Origin of the sequence: Paenibacillus uliginis N3/975, from assembly GCF_900177425.1 — a bacterium.
Taxonomy (GTDB): domain Bacteria; phylum Bacillota; class Bacilli; order Paenibacillales; family Paenibacillaceae; genus Paenibacillus_AQ; species Paenibacillus_AQ uliginis.
This window is the reverse complement of sequence record NZ_LT840184.1, coordinates 4,801,776-4,825,155: the sequence shown is the minus strand read 5'-3', so window position 1 is coordinate 4,825,155 and position 23,380 is coordinate 4,801,776. Positions and strand designations below refer to the sequence as shown.

25 protein-coding genes are annotated in these 23,380 nt (G+C 42.1%); 17 read left to right on the top strand and 8 right to left on the bottom strand.

The genetic code is table 11. The annotated features are described in order from the left end of the window. The first annotated feature begins 31 nt into the window (after positions 1–31). From B9N86_RS22740 to B9N86_RS22675, 14 genes are all read left to right on the top strand, one after another. Positions 32–691, top strand: a complete 660-nt coding sequence (locus B9N86_RS22740; RefSeq protein ID WP_244562808.1) for a glycosyltransferase family 2 protein — start codon at positions 32–34, stop codon at positions 689–691. Positions 692–794: 103 nt separating this feature from the next. Continuing rightward, positions 795–1,130: a nucleoside-diphosphate sugar epimerase gene (locus B9N86_RS22735; protein ID WP_208915395.1), complete on the top strand. Its 336-nt coding sequence runs from the start codon at positions 795–797 to the stop codon at positions 1,128–1,130. Between the two features lie 35 nt (positions 1,131–1,165). Continuing rightward, positions 1,166–1,477 carry an alpha-helical endospore appendage domain-containing protein gene (locus B9N86_RS22730; protein WP_208915394.1) on the top strand — a complete coding sequence of 104 codons (312 nt, stop codon included), beginning with the start codon at positions 1,166–1,168 and terminating at the stop codon, positions 1,475–1,477. Further along, entirely contained in the window at positions 1,477–1,803 is a 327-nt protein-coding gene (locus tag B9N86_RS22725) for a hypothetical protein (RefSeq protein ID WP_208915393.1), read from the top strand. The genes B9N86_RS22730 and B9N86_RS22725 overlap by 1 nt, the downstream gene beginning before the upstream one ends. Beyond that, positions 1,800–2,141 carry a hypothetical protein gene (locus tag B9N86_RS22720; RefSeq protein WP_208915392.1) on the top strand — a complete coding sequence of 114 codons (342 nt, stop codon included), beginning with the start codon at positions 1,800–1,802 and terminating at the stop codon, positions 2,139–2,141. Before B9N86_RS22725 ends, B9N86_RS22720 begins: the two co-directional genes overlap by 4 nt. A gap of 137 nt (positions 2,142–2,278) precedes the next feature. After that, on the top strand, positions 2,279–3,367 hold the full coding sequence (locus B9N86_RS22715) for an aminoglycoside phosphotransferase family protein (RefSeq protein ID WP_244562807.1): 1,089 nt from the start codon (positions 2,279–2,281) through the stop codon (positions 3,365–3,367). Positions 3,368–3,546: 179 nt separating this feature from the next. Further along, a complete protein-coding gene (locus B9N86_RS22710) occupies positions 3,547–4,764 on the top strand; it encodes a glycosyltransferase family 4 protein (RefSeq protein ID WP_208915391.1) in 1,218 nt (405 codons plus the stop codon). Continuing rightward, entirely contained in the window at positions 4,724–5,317 is a 594-nt protein-coding gene (locus tag B9N86_RS22705) for a GNAT family N-acetyltransferase (RefSeq protein ID WP_244562806.1), read from the top strand. Before B9N86_RS22710 ends, B9N86_RS22705 begins: the two co-directional genes overlap by 41 nt. Before the next feature lie 57 nt (positions 5,318–5,374). Then, complete coding sequence (locus B9N86_RS22700) at positions 5,375–6,100, top strand: WbqC family protein (protein WP_208915389.1); 726 nt, start codon at positions 5,375–5,377, stop codon at positions 6,098–6,100. Positions 6,101–6,232: 132 nt separating this feature from the next. Then, positions 6,233–7,417: a phosphotransferase gene (locus B9N86_RS22695; RefSeq protein ID WP_208915388.1), complete on the top strand. Its 1,185-nt coding sequence runs from the start codon at positions 6,233–6,235 to the stop codon at positions 7,415–7,417. 33 nt (positions 7,418–7,450) lie between these two features. Continuing rightward, entirely contained in the window at positions 7,451–9,160 is a 1,710-nt protein-coding gene (locus B9N86_RS22690) for an HAD-IIIC family phosphatase (RefSeq protein WP_208915387.1), read from the top strand. Beyond that, a complete protein-coding gene (locus tag B9N86_RS22685; RefSeq protein WP_208915386.1) occupies positions 9,160–9,393 on the top strand; it encodes an acyl carrier protein in 234 nt (77 codons plus the stop codon). Before B9N86_RS22690 ends, B9N86_RS22685 begins: the two co-directional genes overlap by 1 nt. Next, a complete protein-coding gene (locus tag B9N86_RS22680; protein WP_208915385.1) occupies positions 9,390–9,974 on the top strand; it encodes a GNAT family N-acetyltransferase in 585 nt (194 codons plus the stop codon). The genes B9N86_RS22685 and B9N86_RS22680 overlap by 4 nt, the downstream gene beginning before the upstream one ends. Positions 9,975–10,184: 210 nt before the next feature. Next, positions 10,185–10,868, top strand: coding sequence for a PIG-L deacetylase family protein (locus B9N86_RS22675; RefSeq protein WP_208915384.1), 684 nt, complete (start codon positions 10,185–10,187; stop codon positions 10,866–10,868). A gap of 17 nt (positions 10,869–10,885) precedes the next feature. Here B9N86_RS22675 and B9N86_RS22670 read toward each other — a convergent pair whose 3' ends face one another. Then, the gene (locus B9N86_RS22670) at positions 10,886–12,178 is read right to left on the bottom strand and encodes a UDP-glucose dehydrogenase family protein (protein WP_208915383.1); all 1,293 of its coding nucleotides are present in this window, start codon (positions 12,176–12,178) and stop codon (positions 10,886–10,888) included. Between the two features lie 233 nt (positions 12,179–12,411). Between B9N86_RS22670 and B9N86_RS22665 the strand changes: the two genes are divergently transcribed. The 3 genes from B9N86_RS22665 (at position 12,412) to B9N86_RS22655 (ending at position 16,060) form a co-directional block, all read left to right on the top strand. After that, positions 12,412–13,104, top strand: a complete 693-nt coding sequence (locus B9N86_RS22665) for a glycosyltransferase (RefSeq protein ID WP_280174953.1) — start codon at positions 12,412–12,414, stop codon at positions 13,102–13,104. Positions 13,105–13,170: 66 nt separating this feature from the next. Further along, a complete protein-coding gene (locus tag B9N86_RS22660) occupies positions 13,171–14,535 on the top strand; it encodes a nucleotide sugar dehydrogenase (RefSeq protein WP_244562805.1) in 1,365 nt (454 codons plus the stop codon). Further along, positions 14,528–16,060, top strand: a complete 1,533-nt coding sequence (locus B9N86_RS22655; RefSeq protein WP_208915380.1) for a glycosyltransferase — start codon at positions 14,528–14,530, stop codon at positions 16,058–16,060. Before B9N86_RS22660 ends, B9N86_RS22655 begins: the two co-directional genes overlap by 8 nt. Before the next feature lie 63 nt (positions 16,061–16,123). Here the strand turns inward: B9N86_RS22655 and B9N86_RS22650 are convergent, their stop codons facing one another. The 7 genes from B9N86_RS22650 to B9N86_RS22620 all read right to left on the bottom strand — a co-directional run bounded on the left by B9N86_RS22650 (position 16,124) and on the right by B9N86_RS22620 (position 23,178). Beyond that, positions 16,124–17,068, bottom strand: a complete 945-nt coding sequence (locus B9N86_RS22650) for a phosphotransferase (protein ID WP_280174952.1) — start codon at positions 17,066–17,068, stop codon at positions 16,124–16,126. A gap of 57 nt (positions 17,069–17,125) precedes the next feature. Beyond that, complete coding sequence (locus B9N86_RS22645) at positions 17,126–18,136, bottom strand: glycosyltransferase family protein (RefSeq protein WP_244562804.1); 1,011 nt, start codon at positions 18,134–18,136, stop codon at positions 17,126–17,128. A 143-nt stretch (positions 18,137–18,279) separates the two neighbouring features. Then, entirely contained in the window at positions 18,280–19,188 is a 909-nt protein-coding gene (locus B9N86_RS22640) for a right-handed parallel beta-helix repeat-containing protein (protein ID WP_244562803.1), read from the bottom strand. Between the two features lie 266 nt (positions 19,189–19,454). Then, complete coding sequence (locus tag B9N86_RS22635) at positions 19,455–20,375, bottom strand: right-handed parallel beta-helix repeat-containing protein (protein ID WP_208915378.1); 921 nt, start codon at positions 20,373–20,375, stop codon at positions 19,455–19,457. Between the two features lie 247 nt (positions 20,376–20,622). Continuing rightward, complete coding sequence (locus tag B9N86_RS22630) at positions 20,623–21,531, bottom strand: right-handed parallel beta-helix repeat-containing protein (RefSeq protein WP_208915377.1); 909 nt, start codon at positions 21,529–21,531, stop codon at positions 20,623–20,625. Positions 21,532–21,640: 109 nt separating this feature from the next. After that, a complete protein-coding gene (locus B9N86_RS22625) occupies positions 21,641–22,552 on the bottom strand; it encodes a right-handed parallel beta-helix repeat-containing protein (protein WP_208915376.1) in 912 nt (303 codons plus the stop codon). Between the two features lie 224 nt (positions 22,553–22,776). Further along, positions 22,777–23,178 carry a CHRD domain-containing protein gene (locus tag B9N86_RS22620; RefSeq protein ID WP_208920644.1) on the bottom strand — a complete coding sequence of 134 codons (402 nt, stop codon included), beginning with the start codon at positions 23,176–23,178 and terminating at the stop codon, positions 22,777–22,779. Positions 23,179–23,380: the final 202 nt, after the last annotated feature.

The window sequence follows — 23,380 nt, the reverse complement described above, 5'->3', positions numbered from 1 at the left end:
TGAAAGACAGTTTACGATGAGAAGACGGAGCATGAAATTGCGAAGTTCTTTATCTGCTGTTCTTCCTGAAATGGAGACGGAAAAGATGCCTAAATCAGGGTTTCAGGCTGGTTATGCCTTAGGATTTCAGATCGGAAAAGAAGACAGCCGTCGTCCTTTTAATGGGACTAGTATCATTATACCGGCCCACCTTCCTGGAGAAGATGTAATGGGTACAATCCAAAAAATCGAAGCCTTAACTCCACATCCGTATGAACTGATTGTTGCAAATGCCGGATCTTCAGAGATAACCATGCAATATTTACAGAAGCGAACCGGGGCTGTAAGACATATTGCGGCTAGGAACGGTGAAGGTATTGCCGGTGTTCTAAACAAGGCAGTATTCGCTGCACATGGCCAGATATTGGCCGTTTTGATAGGTGTCTCGCCTAACACCGATAATTGGATGATTGATCTAATGCTCGAACTCGAGAGAGAGTCATCGGTGAAAACAATATATGTTCGTTCCGGGAACGAGGATGTCCTTTCTCGAATGAATGTTAGCTGTTTTCTGTTCCGAAGGGAGCTATTATCCGATATTGGTTGGTGGGATGAAGGTCTTGCAACTTTGAAAGAAAGTGTAAGTGAATGGCTAGGGCGTATCCCCAATCAGAATAGAATCATGGTGGAGGCTTCCGGTAGATTCATCTGATCCGAAGTGTTGAAGTGTTGATAGTTTCGTATGTATAGATGTTTGCACCGGTCAGCTTGTTCACGCATATGCTGAAAAAAAGAAATTGAAGGAGAGTTCCAAGTTGGAGAATAAAATTAATGATATGGTGGAGCATCTTTCGCATTCCCAGCAGCAGATGGCGCGAATCTTTGAAGCCCAGCGGCATGCAGCAGTTCGCATGGCCCAGATTATACATTCGTTACCCAATCATCAACTTCAGCCCCCTAATATACACTCGTTACCTAATCGTCAACTTCAATCCTCTGATGAAACGAAATCAAGTGAAGGTCAGGTGGAGCAAGTAAACGGTAGTATTGCAGCTTATTTGAACGCGATGGCCGATATGCAGCAAATGGTGGCAGACACTTTGGAAGTCGCGATGAAAGAGTTAAGGGCAAATGAACAGGCAGAAGAATAGAAGAATCAATGTTGGTTGGTATAGGGGGAACGTACATGAGCAAAGAGGAATCTTTCTTACGGATTTTGGATGCATCTGTTGTGATTCAGCGTAACACCTATCTTATTTTGCAAGGGAAGGCTGTTGAAGCGGAGAAAGTTCGCCAATGGGTTTCGACTCAATATTCTGATGGTGGCGAATTGAAGGATTCGTTATCTATTCATGAGCAGATTGTAGAGCAGATCGAGGGATTGACACGAATCGGATCAGGATTGTGCCGTAATCTGCGTATTGCTATGGGAACCTCGGAGGATGATAATGCTGACAGTATGGGGTTTGATGCGTTTGATTTCGGAGATCAGGATTGATGAAAGCACGATTATACCGGGAGCGTGAGGCTAAAGTCGCTATGATCTCATCCATCGCAAGAAGTCAGGATGCATTGGCTGGCATATTGGAAAATATTGCGGAGATAACAGCCCACTCCGATGTTACTGCACGTAAACTCGCCGAGAATATCCGGCTGCTTAACGCCTATCAGTCTGTAATGGCCGAGATGCTGACAGGCATACGGCTAAACCGTTCCAAGTTAGGCAAACCAGCATCACCCTGGTTAAAACCCGAATGTTCGGCATACCGAAACGATGATATGTTGGAAGAGAGAAACCTGGGGGTACTGGAGGATTTGGTATGAAGGCATCAAAGGGGCAAAGCAACAGGTTAAGACTTCATTCCGGAAGTAAAAAATCGTCGCCTCGGGCAAGGCGTGGCCTTACGTTCGCAGGAACAAAGCGACGTTACGGTATGAAATTTGGGCAGCGCAAGCGACACGGTGCCAAAGGGCGTTACAGAATCAGACAGGAAACCCGGCGAAGGCGGTCTATCTCCCCCGAACGTCCTCCGATTGTTAATCAAGGATATAATGAGGCATACAATGATGATTTTAAAGTTGGATTTGCCCAAGGCTACGAAGATGGGCATTTTGCAGCATCAACTTCATCATTGCCGTACAGGCAGTCAAATGTGAAGTAGCTTTTTTCACATAGGGCTGCCTTTTCTTTTTTAGGTAAGACGAATAACGAATATTTGCTCTATAACTAGGCGAATGAATGATCCGCGTATCTTTTGTCGACATAGAATGTTTAAAAGCGAAAATGGAGTGAGGGCTAGTGAATCGGACCAGCAAAATAGACAAGCGATTGATTCGAAGAACATGGCGTAAGATGAAATTTTCTGAATCATTCCAGTTTCTTTCGGCGAAGGAAGTAACACTAAATCATCGAAAAATAAAATGCTTAAAAGACTCATACAAGAGCAGTATCTGGAAATTGGTTATTGATGCTGATAACAAGAGCTTTTCTGTCATACTTAAAATTTCTAAACAACTGAAAGAAGCTCGTCCGGAAAGTACAGTTGAAAAAAATATATACCGTAAAGCTGGAAAAATCCTGCAGCCGTTCATGCCAAAAGTATATATGACCAAAAAAAATGTAAGCGGTCGCGACTTGTGGGTGTTCATGGAACATATTGAACCTCTTAAAGGGAGGGTACAGTATAACCCTGATCACTTTGACAAGATCATTCCGACATTGGCAAAGCTTCATGCGGCTACGATGGATAAACGATTTATTCAGCAGGAACGTTTATTCGCAGGTTGGCTGCCTCGATTTGATTCCAGGGAAGCACATGAGGAAAGAGTACGTCTAAATGAATCAACGCTTTATTATCTCGGCGAAGCGATGAAGAAGAAAGATCTCAATACTAAAATCAAGCCATATTACTCCCTATTGCGGGCTCTGCTGAAGAAAGGACCTGGATATTTTCCAGAGGTGAGAAAAGCAGGTTGCTGCATTATCCACGGGGATTTGCACACCGCCAATATCGTCTGTCGCAATGTAAATGTAAACAAATGGGACATTAAATTTATCGATTGGGAAGGTGCGAAATATGCCCCTTGCTGGTATGATCTCGTCAATTTGGTTGGCGTTTTTTTGGCTTATCGGAAAGAGTGGAAAGATCAAGAAGAGGTGATCACTCATCGATGTGTTCATTTGTATGCGAATGAGATGAGAAAGAATGGTGTTGTATTTAATATAGATCCCATGAAATTATATGAGATGGCCTATTTGAAAAAAATACTTGAGAAAAGCTTGTACCTTCAGTTGAACTGGGCGGTAACCGGCAAAAAAGAGGCGAAGCTGCTGCCAAGTTATTTAGAAAAAATAAAAGTGCTCGGAAAAAAATTAGAACTGTATTAACCTGCTCTTGCGGTCGCTAATTTCTTGAATAAACACATATGTCTTAACTCATTTAAACCCGCGAAAATGCGGTCTTTTTTTTACCTATTTGCAAATAAATAGTTCAAGTATACCCTTCAAGATTTAGAAGATTGGCATAGTATAAATCAGACTTTAATAGAAAAAAGGAGGAATACTTCGTGAAAATACTGCTCACAACCATATATGCCTATCCCCCCAGAGGAGGACTTGGGAAGTATATGCATGAATTAAAGTTGGGGCTTGAACAGCAAGGCCACACAGTACACATCCTGGCCAGAGATCATGGTGAGTATTGTATCACTAAAGGCGACCGCCAATATCCGTTAAAAAGAAAAAGGGCGGGCACAAGAAAAATCTCAGTATTACCATCCAACTGGATTGGAAATCAGGCATTGAAATATTTAGGCAATATACGGGATGAGGCTACGAAGTTTTTTGATGCTGTCAAAATGGTAGATGTATCGCAATATCAAATCATCCATGCTCAAGAAATTGTCTCTGCCAGTATTTTGAACCATTATAAGCCCCGCGCTACCCCTTTAATTCTGACGGTGCATGGCTGTGTTACGGCCGAATACTATTACTATGGTTATATAAGACCGAACTCTACCGGCTGGGATCTCGTATCGACTTTTGAAACAAAAGTCATTCAGCAATGTGATGCAACGATCGTTCCTTCGAAATGGCTCCTGGATGTGTACAAAAAGTGTGCAATCCCTACGGATAACATGAAGGTCATTACGAATGGAATCGATGTCGCAGCTTTTCAACGTCAGATGAGTAAGAAGACTGGACTAAAAAGCCCTTCTGACAAATCTATCATTATCTGTACTGGACGACTGGAGAAAGTGAAGGGGCAGCATGTATTGCTAGATGCACTGGCAAAGTTGAAAAAGAAACGCAGCGATTGGGTTTGCTGGATTGTAGGAAGGGGAGAGAATGAAGGAGCGTTGAAGAAAAAAGCCAAACGATTGGGTTTAGGCGATTCTGTCAAATTTTTAGGAATGCGCAGTGATATTCCTGCTCTTTTGAAACAAGCCGATATCTTTGTAATCCCAAGCCTCCAGGATAACTATCCTTACTCATTAGTAGAGGCGTTCGTTGCAGGTAAAGCAATTATTGGTTCCCAGGCCGGCGGGATTACCGAAATGGTGGAACACTCCAAAAACGGATTTCTGGTTCCTCCAGATGATAGTCGTGCGCTCTATAGACAAATGAGAAAATTGTTAGAAAAGCCGAATATGCAAAAACGTTTGAGCGAGGAAGCTAAAGCATGGGGTATGACACAATTTTCGCTTGAGAAAATGACGAATGAGGTGCTTGATATTTATAATCATGCTCCGGTATCTAAAGCAGCCGTTAGGAGTGAAGCGTAAAATGTTAGATAAAGGTCTGTCCGTTATTAAGTTGGATAAGAACAATATCCAGCGCTATCTATCTGATTTGCTCGAGTTGGAGCATCTTGTTTATTTGAAGCGAGGGCACTTATATTCGACCGAAGAATGGGGAGAGATCCACTTTCTTTCAGAGCTGCCGGGAAAGTATGATACAAGTTTTGGTGTGGTGAAGGAGGATATGGATAAACTTATCGCCTTTTCAATCTCTTCCGAACCCTTGCCGGGTGTTATCCATGTCCACCGGGTTGCTGTTCATCCCAAGCATCCCGGTGAAAATATAGGCAGAAAGCTTATGTTACAGCTTTTTCAGGAATGGAACAATATGCCCCAATATAATACACTCACAGGCATCATCCGTACAGACCATAAATTATCGTTGCCTTTTGTAAAGAAGCTCGGTGCCCAGGTCGCTGATAAATCCTATATGACACATCATTTTAAGCAATTGGGAAGAACAGATATGCAAATATTCGATGATCATTTCAAGGACTCGTATGGCATAAGCTATGCGTTGATTCATTTCGATAAATAAGTTTGCCAGTTAGGGAAACCTTTTGACCGGAATTACCATGACGGAGGAGACGAAGAGATGCTAAAGATAATATGCATTTATCAGCCGAATGTTTTCCCCCCTCTTCATTACTTCAATCGCATTATGAATAGCGATGTTTGGGTTATTCTTGATGATGTTCAGCTAAATAGGAAGGTGGGTCAAACTCGGGTTCCTCTGAAAGTGAACGGCCGTGAGCATATTTTTGTTGTACCGGTTCTTGGTGGTAACCGTGTAAAAATTAATGACGCATCCATTGCGTACCATCAAGACTGGATATCTAAATTTCAATCAACACTCAGCCATGCTTATGGCAAAAGCCCTTACTTTAAGACGATTTGGTCTGCTGCCGTCGAATATATAGAGCATCATCAACAGATGAATTCCAGCTTTAGGCTATTTTGCGAACAGTTTACGATTCACATGCTGCGTCAGTTAGGTTGGCAAGGCGAAGTGGTCAGCTCAATCAGCTTGGCAGAGAACATGAAAGCGTCTGAGCGAATTGCAGAAATGGTTTATCAACTGAAAGGCACCCATTATGTTGGTGGCGGTAAAGGATTCGAACAATATGTGGACTTGGGACATTTCCGTAGTCGAAACCTGAGCATTATCGTCCAAAACTGGAAGTGTCCTGAATATCCGCAAAGCAACGGGACGTTTGTCCCGAACCTGTCCATCTTGGATCTTATGGCTAATGTGAGCTTGGATGAATGTAGAGAACTGCTTCTTTCAGGAGGATTGAACGGATGGAAAGAGTACAGATAAGCTGCAACTAATTACGAGCCCAGTGCTCGTGTTTTTTTTATAGAGATCAGAACGTGTAGACGTTTTTTTTATGTCACGATGGCGGTTCTCAACATAGGATATAGAAGGAATATGGAGTGGAGGACTATGAATATGGCGAATGTACATGATTCAGGTGGATACGAGCAGGGCAAAAGTGATGGGTTTAATAAGGGTAAACAAGACGGATATATAAAAGGGCTTGAGGATGCTAAAGTATTGTTGGATAACCCGCCTCTTAACGATATAAGTCTGAAATGGAGAGAGCTTCATTGCGCCGAACAGTTTACGTCCCATTTTGGCTCATCTGTCGTATTAAATGACCGGAAAATGGAATGTTTGAAAGAAACATTTAAAAGTGCGATCTGGAAGCTGGAGGTATCAGCAGCGAACAAACAAGCGTATCCTATTATTTTAAAAATTTTTAAACCACCTATCATTGATGAAAAGCTTACTGAACTAAACATGTATCGTAAGGTCAGCTCGATATTACCGGATTTAATGCCTACGATATATTTGATTTTAGAGGGAATGAACGGTGATGATGTGTGGGTATTTATGGAATATGTCCCTCAAGTAAAAGGTCAAGTTATTTTTACGCCAGATCATTTTGATCTGATTATCCCTTCCTTAGCCAAGCTTCATGCTCTAACCTACAATGATAATTTTTACAACAAGTGGAATGTATATGAGGATTGGCTTCCTCGATATGAATCGGACGCTTTATCTGCAGAACGTATGAAGCACCAAGAGAAGACTTTGGAATATTTGGATAAAGCAATGGACCATCCTGAATTTAAGGAGAGACTAAGTTCAAGTTATAACGATTTGAAGCGCATTTTGAAAAAAGGGCCGATTTATTTCCCTGAGCTTATCCAAGCAGGTAAAAGTGTTACCCACAATGATCTGCAGACCCCAAATATGGGTTGCCACAATGTGGCTGAACAGAACTGGAATATTAAGTTTATCGATTGGGAAGGCGCACGTTTTACACCTTGCTGGTTCGACATGTTCAATTTGATCGGTGTATTTTTTGCGTACCGGAAAGATTGGAGAGCCGACGAAGAATTGGTGATCGAGCGATGTGCATCTCTATATGCCGCAGAAATGCTCAAGTACGGCATCGCCTTCGATGTTAATCCAATTCATTTGTATAAAATGGCTTATTTACAACGTGTGCTGGAACGAAGTTTGTATAATCAGCTTCAATGGGGAATCGATGGCGTGAAGACTGCCTATTTGCTGGATGTTTACTTAGAGAAAATCAAAGTCTGGGGTAAGGAATTGGGTCTGTATTAAGGTTTACCTAATAACACAAAAGGAGGTATGTGCATGAATCATGTTTTAACTTATCTTGATTTGGCAGATTCTTTATTGTGTTCCATTCCCACTCGAGCTCAGATTGCCGGAAGCCCAAAGCTTGCCTCCCGTCAAACCTTCCAAATCAGAGTGGACAGAACGATGCCCTTTGAGTTTATTGCGAACTTAATGCCTCCTTTTTGCAGGTTATGGGAAGCTGATGTCGACTTCGATTACTCTGATTACGATGCTGCTCTGACAGGATTTGGTGGAGATCTGAAAGCTGATGTCTTTATCATTTGGATGGATTGGCGAATCTATTTAAAATCGATGACAGCACAGAAATCCGTTCATTGGTTACAGGAGAGGATTGAAAAATTACGCGATGTAACGAATAAACCGATATGGGTAAATAACTGGCCTGAGTCTCTCGGAGTAAAAGATACCTTATTTAGTTTTTCTGCAAGCGATAAAGGATGGTTCCGCAATTTAAATGCGCATATATCAGAATTGATTGAACAGAATACAGGCTGCGTGTTGATTGATCTGGCTGCGCTGGTCCAAGAAGGTTCTGACTCCTTCTACGATTACCGAAATGAAGAAATAAGCAACTATCCGTTTTCTAACGAGGCAACGATTATCATATCCCGTCACTTGGGTGTTCATCTGCTTCCAGCTACATTTTCACCCCGGCTTAAAGCGATTGCCCTGGATCTTGATGATACACTTTACAACGGGGTTCTAGGAGAAGAGGGAGCTGAGAGGGTATCACTAACTGAAGGTCATCATCTTTTGCAGAGGCTGCTGCTTCGGCTTAAACAGTCGGGTATATTGCTAACGTTGTGCAGCCGTAATGAGGAACAAGACGTAAAAGCGTTGTTTGGGAAGCGGGATGATTTTCCTTTAAAATGGGATGATTTTGCGGCTGTTTGTGCCAACTGGCGGACGAAAACAGAAAATCTGGATCAGTTGGCACAAATATTGAATATCGATCCCTCCGCTTTTTTGTTTGTGGATGACAATCCAGCTGAATTGATCAAGATGGCAGCCACACGGCCTGAAGTTCATCTGCTCCGGGCAAAACGAAACGGTCAAGCGACAATGAATGGGTTGTGTCATTATCCGGGACTGTATCAACTTCATCCCGATGATGCGGCTTTATCAAGAACAACCGATATTCAAGCGAATCAAAGGCGGGAGAGAATTAGGCAGGAGGCATCTGATTATAACGCATACTTGGATAGCTTGGAGATGCGTATAACGGTTTATGAGAATGATCCTTCCCATGTTAAGCGGTTGTATGAATTAAGCCGTAAAACGAATCAGTTTAACTTGGCATTAAGGCGGATGACCGAAAGCGAAGTTAATGAAGTCATGGATATCAACCATTATTTAAGTGTTACGATTTCTCTCTCTGATGTTTTGTCCGACAGTGGTATAATCGGTGCTTTTGTATGTCGGATAGAAGGAGAGCAAGGACAATTGATCGAAACGCTCTTTAGCTGCAGAGCGCTTGGCCGGGAGATAGAAACGGTGACATTCGCTTGGGTTTTGGAACAATTAATAACTCGTGGAGTTCAGCATTTGAACATCGATACCATCCAAGGACCGCGGAATGCTCCTGCGCTCGACTGGTTGAAGCGCTTTGTAGGGGACTCTCCTGAACCACAATCCCTTAAAGATCTGTTGATGCGTGTGAAAGCTGCATGCAGGGATCATCCTGCCAAGGTGGAGGTGAACTAATGAATAATGAGTTACGTGAACAAATCGGATCCATTCTGTCCGAGGTGCTGAACACGACGCTGTCATTGGATGAAAATCCGAAACGTGAGGAAATACCGAACTGGGATTCATTGAAGCATATGGAACTCATTCTCCGTCTTGAAGAGCAATTTAATGTTCGTTTCTCGATCAGGGAGGTTGCAGGAATAACGAGTTTGGATGATTTAGTTGAGATTATAGAGGTGAAATCGTGAAGCATAACATCATAGTAGAACGCTTCGGGGTTCGATTAAGGCCGATAACGATGGACGATGCCGAGTTTATTTTCAAACTTAGAAGATCTCCTGAATTGTCCAGGTATATCGGGGAAATCGATTCCCGTTTCTCCATCCATGAATCATGGCTGGAGGAGTACTTTCATCGAGTCGGCGATTATTACTTCTGTATCGAGCTATTATCAGGAAAAGCTGTCGGCACAATCGCGATCTATGATATCGCAGATCAAAGCGGTAATTGGGGCAGGTGGATTATCTCCCCGTTGGTTCCAGCCGCGCCAGCCAGCGTGTGGCTTATTTTTCATGTCGCATTTGATATTTTAGGTTTGTCCAGTATTTATTCCAACACGGTAATTGACAATGCAAGCGTCGTGTCTTTTCATGACAATTGTAGTTTGCCCCGTACAGGGATCGAACGCGGCGGTTTAACCATAAAAGGCGTTTCTTATGATATGGTCATCCATACGGCAACAAAGGAGAACTGGCCTTTAATTCAAGAACGATTGGAGAAACCAGCTATTTTGGCAGAACGTCTGCTTATGGAGGAGACTGATGGATAATTTGCCCGTGGTCTAATTTTTCACTGTTCAATTCTCTTGCACGTTTCGGGGCAGCGAAACCATTCGCTGTCTTTTTTTGTTACGGATGCATGTTATCTGCATAATCTTTGTAAAGTCCAAGAATATGATCTGAAAGTTTCATATAAATAAATAAAGGATGAGTGAGGACAGGCTTTCCGCAAATATCTAGATGATAAAAGGGGTGAGAAGATGCTTGAATCAGGAAAAGAGAGGATTCTCGTATTTGTGCCTCATGCTGACGATGAGGTACTAGGATGCGGTGGATTGATAGAAAAAGCTTGCAGATACAATAACACAGTTAAGGTCGTTCTGGCTTCTGTCGGAAATTCATTTTTTTGGCACAGGGAGCAACCTGTGAGTGTAAACACACGTAAGAAGGAGTTTTATAAGGCGTTAAAATATCTTGGCTGTACCAACTGGGATATTATGTTTGACGACAAGGAAAGTATATTGGATACCCTCCCGAAAAAAGAAATCATAACGAAAATTGATCGGTATTTATTGGAGTTTAAACCGACGATGGTATTTATTCCTTATCCTAGTTTCAATCAAGATCATCAGGTTTTATATGAAGCTTGTATGGCAGGGCTGCGTCCTGTTCCAGACAGAAACTATAAAGTCATCGCTATGTATGAGTATCCTCTTATTGTGTGGCAGCATCCTAAGTTGACAGACGTTGGAGAATTGTATCTGGATATCAGCGAAACGGTAGACAAAAAAGTGGGGGCGTTGCGAAAACATAAATCGCAGCTGCGCGAGCCAAGGCATTTAATCTCACCGGAATCGGTCAAGGAGTGGGCGGCTAAACGTGGAATGGAAGTTGGCTTTGCGTATGCGGAAAAATATTATCTTCTAAGAGCTACATTCATATAAAAGATGGGCGTCTACATTTACGGATATCCAACCCCTTGATAATAATAACCCATTCCTTCCATAACCTTCGCATTCAGTAGATTCCTGCCATCAAATAGATTCGGTTGATTCATGATCTGTTTTATATGCACCCAATCGATAGATAGATATGTTTTCCATTCTGTACACAGAAATACGGCATCCGCACCTTCCAAAGCCTGTTCCGGAGAACTGAAGGACGTAACTGATTCATGAATAAGCTCCTGAGGAAGTTTTGCAATCGGATCATGGACGCTAATAAGTGCCCTCTCGCTAAGCAGTTTCTGAATTATCCGAATTGCTGGGGCTTCTCGAATGTCGTCGGTATCCGGTTTAAAAGCAAGACCCAGTATCGAAATTTTTTTTCCATTAAAGGCTCCAATGCGTGTGCGGGCCTTTTCCAGTAAATGAAGATATTGAGTCTGATTAACAGACACTGCTTGTTTCAACAAGGTTAACGGGGTATCCTGATCATTTGCTAATCGAAGCAAAGCAGATACGTCTTTGGGGAAACAGGAACCCCCATACCCGATGCCGGCTCGAAGAAAGCTGGAACCGATTCTAGGATCAAGACCGATGCCGTGAGCCACCTCCTTGACATTAACGCCGAGCTTGTCGCACAGTCTGGATAATTCATTAATGTAAGAAATTTTAGTGACCAAAAAGGCATTAGCGGCATATTTGATCAGCTCGGCCGTTTTAGGTGCTGTGACGACAACGGGACACTGCATCGTTTGATACAGCTCTTTTAGGAGCTCGGCAGCACGATCACTATCGGTCCCGATGATGATCCGATCTGGATATAGAGCATCCGATAATGCTTTACCTTCACGTAAAAACTCAGGATTAGAAGCGACATCAAACGGAGAAACATGTGATTGCGCAGAGCGGATCCATTGTTCCACCATCTCTTGTGTACCAACGGGAACGGTACTCTTAATCACGATTAGTTTATAGCTGTTCATATAGCGCCCGATGTCCATGGCTACCTGTTTCACATATTGTAAATCTGCATTGCCATCTGACCGGGATGGGGTACCTACGCAAATGAAAATGACGTCATTGTGTTTGATGGCTTGGTCTGTTATGGAAGTAAAATTAATTTTATCGGACTGCAAGTGTTTCTCCAATAGATCTTCAAGCCCTTCCTCATAAAAAGGAATACGGCCTTGCAGAAGGAGGTTTAACTTGATCTGATCCGAATCAAGTCCTGTTACGTTCCACCCCATTTCTGCCAGCACCAGAGCAGTTGTTGTACCTACATATCCTGTACCTACCACCAAAATATCCACTTATCAGTCACACTCCCTCTGAAAAGTAAGACCGTAACATGCTCCAACAAGCTTGTTACCATCACTTTATGAAGAAAATCAAGGAATGACATGGGTTATATGACTGATGAAATCGCCGTTTCTCTTCCAAAGCAGATTTCATATTCTAACAAGTAAAGTGGATTCACTATCATTGGGTCTTTAGCGTAGATAATTGAACCAAGTGATGATGTGAGAAGAAGGGAAGGATTGCGTTGATTTCTATCATTTGTTGTACGATGAGACCTTCTTTTATGAAAAACATATTCAGCAATTATGTGCGTCAAAATTTTGAGAATAAAGAGATGATTATCGTACTGAACCATGATGATATGGATATAAACATCTGGAGGGAAAAAGCGAAGAAACATAAAAATGTATCTGTATACCAACTCTCTGAAAAGTGTAAGCTTGGCAAATGCTTAAATTATGGAATCGGGAAAGCCAAATATGATCTGGTTGCAAAATTTGACGATGATGATTATTACGCACCCGACTACTTAAATGAGGCGATCAATACGCTTAATAAATCAAAGGCTTCCATCGTTGGCAAACATACATCATTCTTGTATTTTGAGGGTGAAAATGCACTGATGTTGTTTCGGAAGGGGGGCGAGAAAAAGTACCGCAGGCATGTCAAAGGAGGGACTTTGCTGTTTAAGAAATCGGTATGGGACAAAATCAAATTCAACGAACAGCTTGTCAGTGCCAGTGATGCTGATTTCCTTAGAAGATGCAAGGCTAAAGGATTTCGCATCTTCTCTTCCTCCAAATACAATTATGTATGTGTTCGCAGAAAAAATGTAAAGTCTCATACGCAACAATTAAGCACAGTCAATTATATGGCCAAATGCAAATTAATATCGTACACCGATAACTATGTCCTGCTTATAACCAAAAGTGTTTAATGTCCGGTGATTTACAAGAAAAATTCTATCATCAAGAAAGGACGGGTAACAAGGATGAGCGAAATCTTGCAAAAGATAAGGAATCGGACAGCGACAGCAGTGGTGATCGGACTCGGTTATGTAGGACTTTCTGTGGCAGTTGAAGCTGCACGAGCCAGTTATCTGGTGTACGGAATCGATATAGATCAGGATAAAGTGGATCAGCTTCAGAGCGGGAAATCGTATGTTTCGGACATAAAAGATGAAGACATTCAAACGCTGATTCATCAACGTCTGCATGCCGTGAATGAGTTCTCTTCTATCGCGGAAGCCGATGTTGTGATCATTTGCTTACCTACTCCGCTTAATAAAACCAGAGAGCCGGACGTTTCAATGATTTCATCCGCCGTTGCTTCGATCATCCAGTATGTGACGAAAGATACACTTATCATTTTAGAAAGTACAACCTACCCGGGAACGACGGAAGAATTAATCCAAAAGGTTATCGAAGATGAAATGGGATGGAAAGCAGGGAAAGATTTTTTCGTGTGCTATTCTCCAGAGAGGATAGATCCGGGAAACCGCAAATTCAATGTGAAAAACACCCCTAAAATCATTGGTGGAATCTCACCTGTGTGTGCAGAACTTGGCGCTCAGTTTTACGGCTCCTTCCTTCAAGAAGTTATTCCAGTAAGCTCTACGGCTGCTGCCGAGATGGTTAAATTACTGGAAAATACGTTTCGCAGCGTCAACATTGCTCTCGTAAATGAATTGACGTTGATGTGTGACCGCATGGGGATTAATATTTGGGAGATCATCGACGCAGCCTCAAGCAAGCCGTTTGGCTATATTCCTTTTTTTCCGGGACCGGGTATAGGCGGACATTGTATACCGATCGATCCTATATATCTGTCATGGAGAGCTAAAATGTTTGGATTTCACAACAAGTTCATTGAATTGGCTGATGACATCAACAGCAATATGCCCAGATACGTGGTCTCTCAAATAACAGATATACTCAATGAATATGAAAAACCTCTTAAAAATTCTAATATTTTGTGTATCGGCATGGCATATAAAAAAGATGTTAATGATCTTCGTGAATCGCCTGCTCTGGAAGTGTTCAAGCTTCTCCAGCAAAAAGAGGCGAATGTAACCTACTATGATCCGCACATTCCGCATTTTAAGAACGACGGACAAATGGTATATTCTGTTGAGCTGACATCGGAAGCTATTGCAGAGGCTGACTTGGTTGTCATCATAACGGATCATAGTTCAATCGATTATCCACTTATTGTAGAGAACGCTGCTTTACTCTATGACACAAGAAATGTGACCAAACCCTTAGAAGGGAATATCATGTTGCTTGGCGGTCACAAGAGATACGGAAACACCTTCCTCCGGGATGAAATATTTCAGACTGATATGGAGGGGAGGGACAGCTTTGATTGATGTTGTCATATGTGTGCATAACGGTTTAGATGTAGTAAAGGTATGCCTGGATTCTGTTCAGAGTAAAACCTCCCAAGAAATCAATCTAATCATCATCGACGATGGTAGTGACAATGCGACGAGACGATATTTAGAGAAGTTTGCAAAGAAATATCCGTGTACAATCATAAGAAATGAGAAAGCACGTGGTTATACCGCTTCAGCAAATCAAGGGTTGAAGAAGTCAACTTCCCGTTACTGCGTACTTCTAAATAGCGACACGATTGTTACCCCACGTTGGCTGGAGAAGATGACGGAAACCATGGAGTCGGATAAAAGAATCGGTATCGTTGGCCCGCTATCTAATGCGGCCAGCTGGCAATCTGTACCGGGCATGAACAGCAGTGAAAATGGATTAGAACCCCATATGACGGTCGATCAGATGGCTGAGCTGGTCTACTACGCTTCTGAGAAGATATTTCCTAGAACGATGTTTCTAAACGGCTTTTGCCTTATGATTAAGAGAGAGGTCATCGAAAGAATCGGTTATTTCGATGAGATCAACTTTCCGATCGGGTACGGTGAAGAAGATGATTATTGTATTCGTGCCCGCGGCGCTAACTTTAAATTGAAAGTTGCTAATCATTGTTATATTTATCATCAAAAATCGGCAAGCTTTGGCTCGGAAAGAAGGCAGCAATTGGCCCAGAGTGGCAAAGCTGCCCTTTTTCGCAAGCACGGCATGAAAGAAGTAAAGCAATCGATTCAAAAAATGGTTGATCATCAACACCTCCAAGAGACAAGAGATAAAATAAAATGGTTGTTAGAGTGCAGGCAGCATATTCATAAAGGAAAACAGCGGAAAAACGTGATTTATACAGCCATAACCGGAAATTATGACAGGCTGCAGGATCCTGTACAGATGAGTGAAAAGTGCGATTATTATTGTTTTACAGATAATCCTTTATTAAAATCATCCTCCTGGAAAATCATATTGCTGGGTAAAATATTTGTTGATCCGGCAAGGCAAGCTAGATGGGTGAAAATTATGCCTCATCTATTTTTTCAAGATTATGAACATAGCGTCTGGGTAGACGGGAATATTAGAGTGATCGGAGATATAGATGCTTTTATCGAAAAATATAGTTCTGGGTTACCGTCAGCGTTCTATAAACATTCTATCCGGAATTGTATTTACAAAGAAGCGGATGCGTGCATTACTTTGGGTAAGGACCGGAAAGATGTTATTTTAAAACAGATTTCATTATATAAGCAGGCGGGGTATCCCAAAAACAATGGATTGATTGAGTCCGGAGTTATTTTAAGGCGTCATAATGATCTGGTCGTGATCCGAACGATGACAGCTTGGTGGAGGCAAATTATAAGCTACAGTAAAAGAGATCAAATCAGTTTTAATTACATTGCATGGAAAACCAAGGTTCCATTTACTCTAATCGATGACTATATCCGTGATAACGAGTTTTTCAAATGGAGCAAACACCAACAAAAGTCGAAAGTGGACAGAATGAAGCTATTGAGACCATAATATTATGTAATTGGGGCGGTTGGTATACAACTCGCCCCTTTTGTTTGTTTTCACTTCGATTTCTTAGCCACTCCACAATTTGCTTATCATTTCATCTTTATGAAGCTCTTTTAATACTAGCTCTTGAATAGATGAACGTTTCAATGGAAGTCTCTTCTGTCTAATTACTCCCCCGATATAGGAATGGAGGCTGTGAGGGAAAATAGAGTCCATGTAGTAGAGTTCCTCAAAAGATCTTCCGACCAAGAATCGTGAAAAGTATGCTCCATAATGAGAAGATAACATGATTTTTGGTAATAAAAAACGAATATCCTTCACGGGAGAATCCACTTTCGAATGTTCTAAATCAATGAGCCATATGTCGCCTGATTTCGTTTTTATTGCATTCCTATGGGTTAAATCGCCATGCACCAGCCACTTACTTTCATTCACTTTTGTGATGTGATTAGCCAGATCAGCGGTTCTCTCTGAAGAAACGTTCAGACATTTTTCTGCCAATTGTATACACGGTTGAATGTGCTGTATAGCGTAATCTTTTTCCCACTTTTTCAGTTGGTTTATTTTCATTTCATAATCTTCAATCCACTCTTTTGCGCTGGTCATTGGGCTTGCTGTTTTCTTTTGATAAGCTTGCCATGAATGGGGCAATCTGGCCCGTTGATGGAAATCCCCAATGGCTTTTGTTCGTTCGGATATGGTTGCTGGTTCACCATGGATATACCTAGACAAAAAATAAATACGATTATTCAGCTTCACACATAATTTCCGTCGGTTCGTTGGAATAACCTCGGGAACATTCAACCCTTGAAGGGACAGTTCGTATTGCAGATAAATGGAAGGAATGAGGGAACTGTTTTTTTTGAAATCACTTTTCAAGATATAGGTTCTATTCTTATCGCTTACTTTCCATACGACTTTATCCGGTTCGTTCTGGATCCATTCCACATTCGGATGATCGATGTCATAATGTTGGTTTAGTATGGATAAGGCATGATTTAGTGAAAGCATAATATCACCCTTTTCACAAGAAAATGTTCATACATACTTGCTGATCGTTACGCCCGTCTACAGGTCATGAAGGAGTTTCTTCCAATTGGCAGCACAAAGCTTGAGTGTATGGTGCTTCTTTACGACTTTTAAAGCTCTTTTTGAAATTGATTTACGCATTTGTGGGTTATTTATCATTTCTTGAATTCCGAGGTACCACCCTTGTTTAGTTTGAGGGACGAAATATCCGGTTTGTTTATGGAACACACATTCCCGATACACGGGCGATAAGGAATATATACCTGGAATATGGCAGGAGGCATAGTCGCGAAATTTCACGTTGCTCTTACAGTGGTAGTATAACTTATCCTCCATCGGTGCCAAGCCGATATCCCAGTTGGCTTGAAACAGCTGTTTCATAAACTGGCCATAATCCTCGTTATGTTCCATATGTGTTACATTAGGGTGGTCTTTCAATTCTGCGGGGCAATAACCGTAAAATTCCAGTCGAATAATATCTCCATACTCCATCATAATTTGTTTCATTGCGGCTATGACAGGTTGGAAAGAACTTTCTTTTTTGGCTCCTTCGTACCCGATCACGAGCTGCCCTTCATGTTTCTTTCTTTTGTTCCATGGCTTGAAAAATGAGAAATCAACACACCCAGGGAAATATATCACATGTGGGTTAAATTGCTGTCGTATCAACTCATACATTATGGGAGATTCAACTTTGACAACATGTGCTGTCTCTAAAAAGGTAGTGCAAGTTTTTTGATAGGAAGGTTGACTGTATAGCTGGCCTATTCGGGTTGTTGTCGGAATCGCAAGGAAGTGATCATCAATGACATAAATGATCTTCTTTCCTAAAAGATGTGCCCATTCCAAGCAACGGAGTGTATCGGGTTCAATGCTTCTCAGAAATATGATGATGTCGTAGGAAGAAATGGAAGATTTTGTTGCTTGTTTATGCGATTGGATATCAAAGGTGAAGTATCCCAGTTCTTCCAGATAACGAAGAGGTTGAAGAAGAATGATCTGGTATGAGGTGGATCGTTCTGGACCGATAATAAGTATTTTACCCACCATAATGACCTCCAATCTTGGGTTTAAAATACCGGGATAACAAACCGCATACGATCATGTACGGTAAACAACACCTGCAAAAAAAGTGCCTGCTCCCGACGTGTGATGGAGAGCAAGCAGATTGCTTGGCTAAAGGACAAGGAGTTTTAGAACAAATTGTTATCCAGACCTGTAATGGACATTTGAGTAGGCTGGTTCCCTGTAAACCGGTTTCCGAATGCGGTATTTTCATTGCCTGAAATGGTTAGTCCATAGTTTTGGTTGAATTCCATCTCGTTAAATTCTAGACTGTTAAAGTTGGAGGATATATTTATACCCGTTTCGGTATTATTATCTACATCGTTTCCTCCCAAATATCCGTTCACGCCGGCGATGCGTATACCATTTCCTGTGGTTTCTTCTACCAAATTACGGAGCAAAACTGTATTGTTTGAGGGAACAATAACTCCAGTAAACGTATTGAGCGTAACAGTATTACCATAAATGAAATGGTTTGTTCCGGTACTTAATATGCCGTAACTGTTATTTTCTGAAACAACATTACCAATAACCGCGCTGTTTGCACCAACCAAATGAATGCCCGGTCCTGTATTATTATAAACTACATTTTGTACGACCCAGCTGCTATCGCTCCCTACATAAATACCTGAAGCGCCGCCGGCATTTTGTACATTGTTTCTCCAAACTACGTTTCCGGAACCAATATCAAGAACAATGCCAATACCAAGCGTGTTGTTGATGGTATTTCCAATAATACGGTGATTTGAACCCGGAACAACATCAATACCGTTCGCGGTGTAGTTTTGAATGACAAATCCGTTAATTTCGACGCCTGAAGCAGCTGAGACTAAGAAAGCACTGGTGACACCATTAAATCCTTCGCGTACCGCTTTACCTTCATTTTTGGCTATAACTTTTACATTCGAAACGGATATCGTGACTGCTGGCTCCGGATACGTTCCATCATGAACTAATACAATATCGCCGGCAACAGCTTGAGATACCGCACTTGCAATCGGTGTACCTGTTGGTGAAGGGAAGACTAAAATCATCATTATATCTGCCTCCTTAAACAGAATGGAGTAAGATGAGCAAGATTTTCTTAACTATTAATAGTTAATGCATTGGAAAAGTGTTATGTACAGGCAGATGGATGAGATGAAACACACATTTTGTATTTATTGATAGATAAGATAAGTTAACGTGAACGTGAATCGGTCTGAAGCGATCATGGACGGTAAACATCCGCAGCAAAAAAAGCCTGCTCCCGACACGTGAATGGAGAGAACAAGCAAAATGCCGGGCTTCTAACAAAAAGTTGTTAGAACAAATTGTTATCCTGACCTGTGATCGATATTTGAGTAGGCTTGTTCCCTTTGAAGCGGTTTCCGAATGCGGTATTTTCATTGCCTGAAATGCTCAATCCATAGTTTTGGTTGAATTCCATCTCGTTGAATTCCAGACTGTTAAAGTTTGAGCTTATGGCTATACCAGTTTGAGTGTTATCATCCGAATCGTTTCCTCCCAAATATCCGTTCGCACCGGCGACGCTGATGCCATTTCCTGTGTTTTTTTCTACTAAGTTGCGGAGCAGAACAGCACCGGCTGAGGTAACACTCACTCCACCCATTGAGTTAAGCGTAGCCGTGTTACCATAAATGAAATTGTTGTTTGTTCCGATACTTGATATGCCGGGACTGCCATTCTCAGAAATAACATTACCAACAATCGCGTTGTTTGAACCACCAAGCGATATTCCTGAGCCTGTATTTTTGGAGGCTACATTTTGCACGATCCAGTTGCTGGAGCTCGCTATAAAAATACCTGAAACGCCACTGGAATTTTGTACTCTGTTCCTCCAGACCACATGTCCGGTACCAACATTGAGGTTGATGCCAGCACCAAGCGTGTTGATGACGGTGTTCCCGATTATGCGGTGATTTGTACCCGTAACAACAATAATACCAGCAGCGGCAGCGATGTAGTTTTGAATGACAAATCCGTTAATTTCGACCCCTGAGTTAGCAGAGATGATGAAAGCAGCAGCTGCCCCATTGGATCCTTCGCGTACCGCCCCACCTTCATGTTTAGCTACGACTTTGACATTCGAAATGGATATCGTGACAGCTGGCTCAGAATACGTTCCATCGTGCACTAATACAACATCGCCGGCAGCGGCTTGAGCTACCGCATCCGCAATTGGCGTGCCTGTTGGTGAAGGAAAGACTGAAATAATGGTCATTAATTCTACCTCCTTATATAGAATAGATTGAGATATTCATAATCTATTAACAGTTAATGCAATGGATAAGAGTTATGTACAGGCAGATAAATGAGATGAAACACACATCTTCCAGATAACGAAGAGGTTGGAGAAGAATGGTCCTTCTGAACCCTTGATGCATGCTAAACACCTGCTGCAAAAAAAGTGCCTGCTCCCGACACGATGGAAGAGAGCAAGCAGAGGGAGTGGCTTAAGACAAGAAGCTTTAGAACAAATTGTTATCCAGACCTGTGATGGAGATTTGAGTAGGCTGGTTGCCTGTGAACCGGTTTCCAAATGCGGTATTTTCATTGCCTGAAATGCTCAATCCATAGTTTTGGTTGAATTCCATCTCGTTGAATTCCAGACTGTTAAAGTTTGAGGTTACGGAAATACCGGTTTGAGTGTTCTCATCGGCATCGTTTCCTCCCAAAAATCCGTTCGCATCGGTGATGCTTATACCATTTCCTGTGTTTTTTTCTACCAAGTTGCGGAGCAGAACATTACTCGTTGCGGCAACTACTCCACTAGTTGTATTGAGCATAATTTTGTTGCCATAAATGAAGCTGTTTACTGCGCTACTTAATATGCCGTAACTGTCATTTTCGGAAGCAACATTACCGACAGCCGCGTTGTTTGCACCGTTCAATAAAATGCCTGGCCCTGTGTTATTGTAGGCAACATTTTGAGCGATCCAGCTGCTAGCGCTACCTACATAAATACCTGCAAACCCTCCAATATTTTGTACATTGTTTCGCCAGACCACGTGTCCGGTACCAATATTAAGGTTGATGCCAATACCAAGCGTGTTGTTGATGGTGTTACCAATGATGCGGTGATTCGAACCGATAGTAACTTCAATGCCGTCCGCGGTGTAGTTTTGAATGACGAATCCATTAATTTCGGCGCCTGTTGCGGCTGTGACGATGAAAGCATTAGCCACACCATTGAATCCTTCACGAACTGCTTTACCTTCATTTATAGCTATTACTTTAACATTGGAAATCGATATCGTAACCGCTGGCTCAGGGTACGTTCCATCGTGCACTAATACAACATCGCCGGCTGCGGCTTGAGCTACCGCACTCGCAATTGGTGTGCCTGTTGGTGAAGGGAAGACTGAAATCGTGGCCATAACTTCTACCTCCTTAAACAGAATGGATTAAGATTTTCCCGCTGCAAAAAAAAATGCCTGCTCCCAACACATGGATGGTGAGCAAGCAAATGGATTAAGTCTAAAAGCTTTAGAACAAATTGTTATCCTGACCTGTGATGGAGATTTGAGTAGGCTGATTGCCTGTGAACCGGTTTCCGAATGCTGTGTTTTCATTGCCTGAAATGACCAGTCCATAGTTGTTGTTGAATTCCATCTCGTTGAATTCCAGACTGTTAAAGTTTGAGCTTATAGATATACCGGTTTGAGTGTTCTCATCCGAGTCGTTTCCTCCCAAATATCCGTTCGCACCAGCAACAGTGATACCATTTCCTGTGTTTTTTTCTACCAAGTTGCGGAGCAGAACCGTGTCGGCTCCAGTAACATTCACTCCACCCGTTGTGTTGAGCTCAACGGTGTTGCCATAAATGAAATTGTTTGCTGCGGTACTTGAAATACCGTAGCTGTCATTTTCAGAAACGACATTACCGACAGCTCCGTTGTTGGCACCAGCCAACAAAATACCCGGTCCTGTTGTTTCGTAGGCTACATTTTGTGCGATCCAGCTGCTAGCGCTAGCTACATTTATACCTGCAGAGCCGCCAGCATTGTCTACCTTGTTTCTCCAAGCCAAGTGTCCGGTACCAGTAGCAAGGTTAATGCCAATCCCTAGCGTATTGTTGATGGTGTTTCCAACAATGCGGTGATTCGAACCGGTAGTGACATCAATAGCGTTTGCTGTGTAGTTTTGAATAACGAATCCGTTAACTTCGACGCCTGAAGCAGCGGTGACGATAAAAGCACTAGCGATACCATTTAATCCTTCGCGTACCGCTTTACCTTCATTTTTAGCTACCACTTTAACATTGGAAACGGATATCGTGACCGATGTTTCCGTATACGTTCCGTCATACACGACTACGACATCGCCGGCTACGGCTTGAGCAACCCCACTTGCAATCGGTGTGCCCGTTGGTGAAGGGAAGACTGAAATTGTGGCCATTAATCTACCTCCTAAAATAGAATTGATTAAGATTTTCTTAATCTATTAACAGTTAATGCAGAGGGAAAGAGTTTTGTACAGGCAGATGGATGAGACGAAACGCACAATTTGAAATTTATGGTAGAAAAGATAGGTTGGATCATATGATCTTACTGCCAAAGTAAAACCTCCATCACCTTTGTAACTGTGGTTTTGGAGGTTTAATTGACTCAGCAGGAAATCTATTACCGGCGAATCTGTCCGCGAATTTCCCCGTCCGGATTTTGGATGGTATGCACATTAGCATAAGCATTACCTCGTTCGAGTTCACGGACCAGATCACGAATCGTTCTGCCTTGCAGAGGACCGATCAAATCTTGGTTTGTCAGGACGCCCCGAATAACTCCACGTCTTACGGATATGCCGAATTTGGATGGACCGAACAAGAAGGCGACAATCGGACCATTTTGTCCGACTCTTCCAAGATGAATATGAGCCTGGGTTACACGGTTAATATTATTGACCACAAGTCTGAATCGCAGTTGGGTACCCGTTCTGTTAACCTGAAAAACCGCATTTCCAAAGGCTATCGTTCTTACAGCTGGTACCTCGTTACGGCCTAATAATGTTGCTCTGAATGTTCTGATAAGTCTTCACTCCCCTTCTAGTGATGCTGTATTTTATTCGAGAAAAATAGAATGGTATGTTTATTGGTCTACGGGTAAATCACCAATTTCGTTTTATTTCGCCTTAAGGTACGAATGCCGTTACAGTAAAATAACCTATACATAAAATGAGGGGAGAAGTTTACTTTAAAACAAACTTGGCAGGTGAGAAACATGTCGAAAC

Coding starts and splice junctions, on each gene's coding strand:
- B9N86_RS22740 (WP_244562808.1), top strand. CDS start 32: ATGAAATTGCGAAGTTCTTTATCTGCTGTTCTTCCTGAAATGGAGACG.
- B9N86_RS22730 (WP_208915394.1), top strand. CDS start 1,166: ATGAGCAAAGAGGAATCTTTCTTACGGATTTTGGATGCATCTGTTGTG.
- B9N86_RS22725 (WP_208915393.1), top strand. CDS start 1,477: ATGAAAGCACGATTATACCGGGAGCGTGAGGCTAAAGTCGCTATGATC.
- B9N86_RS22720 (WP_208915392.1), top strand. CDS start 1,800: ATGAAGGCATCAAAGGGGCAAAGCAACAGGTTAAGACTTCATTCCGGA.
- B9N86_RS22705 (WP_244562806.1), top strand. CDS start 4,724: ATGCTCCGGTATCTAAAGCAGCCGTTAGGAGTGAAGCGTAAAATGTTA.
- B9N86_RS22700 (WP_208915389.1), top strand. CDS start 5,375: ATGCTAAAGATAATATGCATTTATCAGCCGAATGTTTTCCCCCCTCTT.
- B9N86_RS22695 (WP_208915388.1), top strand. CDS start 6,233: ATGGCGAATGTACATGATTCAGGTGGATACGAGCAGGGCAAAAGTGAT.
- B9N86_RS22690 (WP_208915387.1), top strand. CDS start 7,451: ATGAATCATGTTTTAACTTATCTTGATTTGGCAGATTCTTTATTGTGT.
- B9N86_RS22685 (WP_208915386.1), top strand. CDS start 9,160: ATGAATAATGAGTTACGTGAACAAATCGGATCCATTCTGTCCGAGGTG.
- B9N86_RS22675 (WP_208915384.1), top strand. CDS start 10,185: ATGCTTGAATCAGGAAAAGAGAGGATTCTCGTATTTGTGCCTCATGCT.
- B9N86_RS22650 (WP_280174952.1), bottom strand. CDS start 17,068: ATGCTTTCACTAAATCATGCCTTATCCATACTAAACCAACATTATGAC.
- B9N86_RS22645 (WP_244562804.1), bottom strand. CDS start 18,136: ATGGTGGGTAAAATACTTATTATCGGTCCAGAACGATCCACCTCATAC.
- B9N86_RS22640 (WP_244562803.1), bottom strand. CDS start 19,188: ATGATGATTTTAGTCTTCCCTTCACCAACAGGTACACCGATTGCAAGT.
- B9N86_RS22635 (WP_208915378.1), bottom strand. CDS start 20,375: ATGACCATTATTTCAGTCTTTCCTTCACCAACAGGCACGCCAATTGCG.
- B9N86_RS22630 (WP_208915377.1), bottom strand. CDS start 21,531: ATGGCCACGATTTCAGTCTTCCCTTCACCAACAGGCACACCAATTGCG.
- B9N86_RS22625 (WP_208915376.1), bottom strand. CDS start 22,552: ATGGCCACAATTTCAGTCTTCCCTTCACCAACGGGCACACCGATTGCA.